Source organism: Lysobacter enzymogenes (assembly GCF_017168095.1).
GTDB lineage: Bacteria > Pseudomonadota > Gammaproteobacteria > Xanthomonadales > Xanthomonadaceae > Lysobacter > Lysobacter enzymogenes_D.
This window is the reverse complement of sequence record NZ_LXSD01000046.1, coordinates 1-3,006: the sequence shown is the minus strand read 5'-3', so window position 1 is coordinate 3,006 and position 3,006 is coordinate 1. Positions and strand designations below refer to the sequence as shown.

The 3,006-nt window shown below is 73.8% G+C and carries 3 protein-coding genes; 1 reads left to right on the top strand and 2 read right to left on the bottom strand.

Going from position 1 to position 3,006, the window contains the following annotated elements; all coding sequences use genetic code 11:
- Window positions 1–114 precede the first annotated feature (114 nt).
- Window positions 115–1,233, bottom strand: coding sequence for an efflux RND transporter periplasmic adaptor subunit (locus A7A76_RS01355; protein ID WP_206409507.1), 1,119 nt, complete (start codon window positions 1,231–1,233; stop codon window positions 115–117).
- Between the two features lie 368 nt (window positions 1,234–1,601).
- On the opposite strand from A7A76_RS01355, the gene cysK reads away from it, so the two are divergent.
- Window positions 1,602–2,558: a cysteine synthase A gene (gene cysK / locus A7A76_RS01350; RefSeq protein ID WP_206409506.1), complete on the top strand. Its 957-nt coding sequence runs from the start codon at window positions 1,602–1,604 to the stop codon at window positions 2,556–2,558.
- A 158-nt stretch (window positions 2,559–2,716) separates the two neighbouring features.
- Here cysK and A7A76_RS01345 read toward each other — a convergent pair.
- Window positions 2,717–3,006: hypothetical protein (locus tag A7A76_RS01345; RefSeq protein WP_206409505.1), on the bottom strand; the 290-nt coding region annotated here is incomplete at its 5' end.

The window sequence follows — 3,006 nt, the reverse complement described above, 5'->3', positions numbered from 1 at the left end:
GCGCGGCCGTCGCCTTCGCCTTCGCCGCGCGGCTGCTCGCGCCGCGGGCGCAGGGACGCCGGCGCCACCGCGCGCAGCAGATCGAGAATCCGTGCCTTCAACGCCCGCGCCGCCTTACCCATTGCGGCCGTCCCGCGCGGCGCCCGCCGGCGCGCCGGCTTCGCGCGTCTGCGCGCCGGCCGCCTGCACCTTGCTGCCGGCGCGCAGCTTGCCGGTGCCGTCGACGACGATGGTGTCGCCGATCGCCAGGCCGTCGAGCACTTCCGCCAGGCCTTCGCGGCGCGCGCCGATGCGCACGTCGGCGCGCTCGACCGTGGCGTCGGGCTTGAGCCGGTACACGTAAGAATCGTTGCCGACCTGCACCACCGAGATTTCCGGCACCAGCAGCGCCTGCCGCTGCGGCTGCAGCAAGGTCACCTGCACCAGCATGCCCGGGCGCAGCAGGTGGCCGGGGTTGGCGAAGTCGGCGCGCACGGTGACCGCGCGGGTGGCCGGGTCGACCCGCGCATCGACGGTGGCGACCGCGCCCTCGAAACGCTTGCCGGCATACGCGGCGCTGGTGCCGCTGACGCTCTGGCCCTTGGCCACGCGCGCGAGCAGGGTTTCGGGCACCGGGAAATCGATGTAGACGCGCTCGGTGTCGTCGAGCGTGGCGATCGCCGTGCCCGGCGTCACCAGCGCGCCGGGGCTGACCTGGCGGATGCCGAGCACGCCGGCGAACGGCGCGCGCACCTGGCGGTCGCCGATGTCGGCCTTCATCTGTTCGACCCGCGCCCGGGTCGCGTCGCGGGTGGCGCGCTGGGTGTCCAGGGCCGAGCGCGCGATCAGCTGCTGCGCGGCCAGTTCGGTCTGGCGCTGGTAGAGCTGCTCGGCCTCCTTCGCGGTCGCCTCGGCCTGGGCCAGCGCGGCCTGCTGGGCCTTGCCGCTGAGGGTGACCAGCGACTGCCCGGCGGCGACGTGGTCGCCGCTGTCGAAGTGCACGCTCTGCACGATCTCGCTGACCTTGGCGGTGACGGTGATCGACTCGCGCGCCTTGACGTTGCCGAGCGCCTGCACCGTGTCGTTCCAGGCGCGCAGGCGCACCTGTTCGGTGGTCACCGGGGTCGGCCGGTCGCCCTGGCCGCCGCCGGGGCCGCCCTGGCCGGCCTGCGGCTTGCCGCCCTTGCCGCACCCGGCCAGGGCCAGGGCGAACGCGAATAGGCAGCCGTAACGAAAGGCGGAACGTGGTCGCATGCGGTTCTCTGAACGGGGCGGGCCGGGGTGCTGGCGTATGGAAGCGAGGGCGCGGATCGGATGGCGTAGCGGCCTCCCTCTCCCCGAGGGCGCCGCGCGAGCCGTCGCAGGCGGACGGCGAAGCCGCGCGATTCTAGCGGTCGCGTATGAACGTGCGCGTGGGCCATTGGTTGACCGGCGTCGCCTCGAATTCGGCAAAGTGTCCGGCCAAGTGCCCGAAAATCTGCGCGCAGCGCGCCTGCAATCCGCTTGCAACGTGCCTGCCGAAGCCGTCGGCGCGCCGCGTTGCCCGCCCGCAACCTGCAGCGACGCCGCCGCGACGCGACCCCGGGGGCATACTCCAGGCTCCTCCCACGGAGCCGCCCCCCATGATCTACGACAGCATCCTGCAGACCATCGGCCGCACCCCGGTGGTGCGCCTGCACCGGCTCGGGCCGGGCCACGTCAGCCTCTACGCCAAGGTCGAGGCGTTCAATCCCGGCGGCTCGGTCAAGGACCGCCTGGCCCTGGCGATCGTGCTCGACGCCGAGGCGCGCGGCCTGCTCAAGCCCGGCGACACCGTGATCGAGGCGACCTCGGGCAACACCGGCGTGGCCCTGGCGATGGTGTGCGCGGCGCGCGGCTACCGCTTCGTCGCGGTGATGACCGAGACCTTCTCGATCGAGCGGCGCAAGCTGATGCGCGCCTACGGCGCCAAGGTGATCCTGAGCCCGGCCGCCGAGCGCGGCAGCGGCATGGTCCGGCGCGCGGCCGAACTGGCGGAAAAGCACGGCTGGTTCCTGGCGCGCCAGTTCGAGAACCCGGCCAACCCGGCGTTCCACCGCAACACCACCGCGGCCGAGATCCTGCAGGACTTCGCCGGCCGCCGGCTCGACCACTTCGTCACCGGCTGGGGCACCGGCGGCACCCTGACCGGGGTGGCGCAGATGCTGCGGCTGGCGCGGCCGGAGGTGCGCGTCACCGCCAGCGAGCCGGCCGGCGCGGCGCTGCTGAGCGGCAAGGACTGGGCGCCGCACAAGATCCAGGGCTGGACCCCGGACTTCATCCCCGCGGTGCTCGACCGCGAGGCCGCCGACGAGATCGTGCCGGTCGACGACGTGCTCGCGCGCGACACCGCGCGCCGGCTGGCGGCCGAGGAAGGCCTGTTCGTCGGCATTTCCGCCGGCGCGACCCTGGCCGCGGCCTTGCAGGTGGCGCAGTCGGCGGAGCCGGGCGCGGTGGTGCTGGCGATGCTGCCGGACACCGGCGAGCGTTATCTGTCGACGTTCCTGTTCGAGGGCGTGAACGAGGGCAGCGACGAGGAGTGGCTGGCGTCGTTGGGGTGAGGCGGGGCGGGATTACCGCGGCTGCGATGGTTTCGCCGTAATCGCGGTGGCGCGGTCGCAGCTCGCGCCGCTCCTGCATGGGCTGCCTGTAGGAGCGGCGCGAGCCGCGACCGCGACCTCGCACCCACGACGAAACCCACGCGACCGTCGCCGCCCCGTCACCACACGAACCACCACACCACCACCGCCGCGATCGCCACCAGCAACGCCCACAGCATCATCCGGCCGTTGTCGTCGCCGGCCGCAACGGTCGCACCCGCACCGCCGCCACGCCCACGCTGCTTGCGCGCGATCTCGTACTCGGCGATGCGCCGCAAGGCCTGCGCCGACGTCGCCCCGTATTTGCGCTCCAGCAACTGCCAGGCCGCGCCGCGGTCGCCGGCGCGCACCAGCGCGACCACGTCCGCGGGCAGATCGCCGGTGGCGGCGGCGGGCTCGTGCGGCGCCG

Excerpts from the sequence above, each read along its gene's own strand:
- A7A76_RS01355 (WP_206409507.1), bottom strand. The coding sequence starts at position 1,233 with ATGCGACCACGTTCCGCCTTTCGTTACGGCTGCCTATTCGCGTTCGCC.
- cysK (WP_206409506.1), top strand. The coding sequence starts at position 1,602 with ATGATCTACGACAGCATCCTGCAGACCATCGGCCGCACCCCGGTGGTG.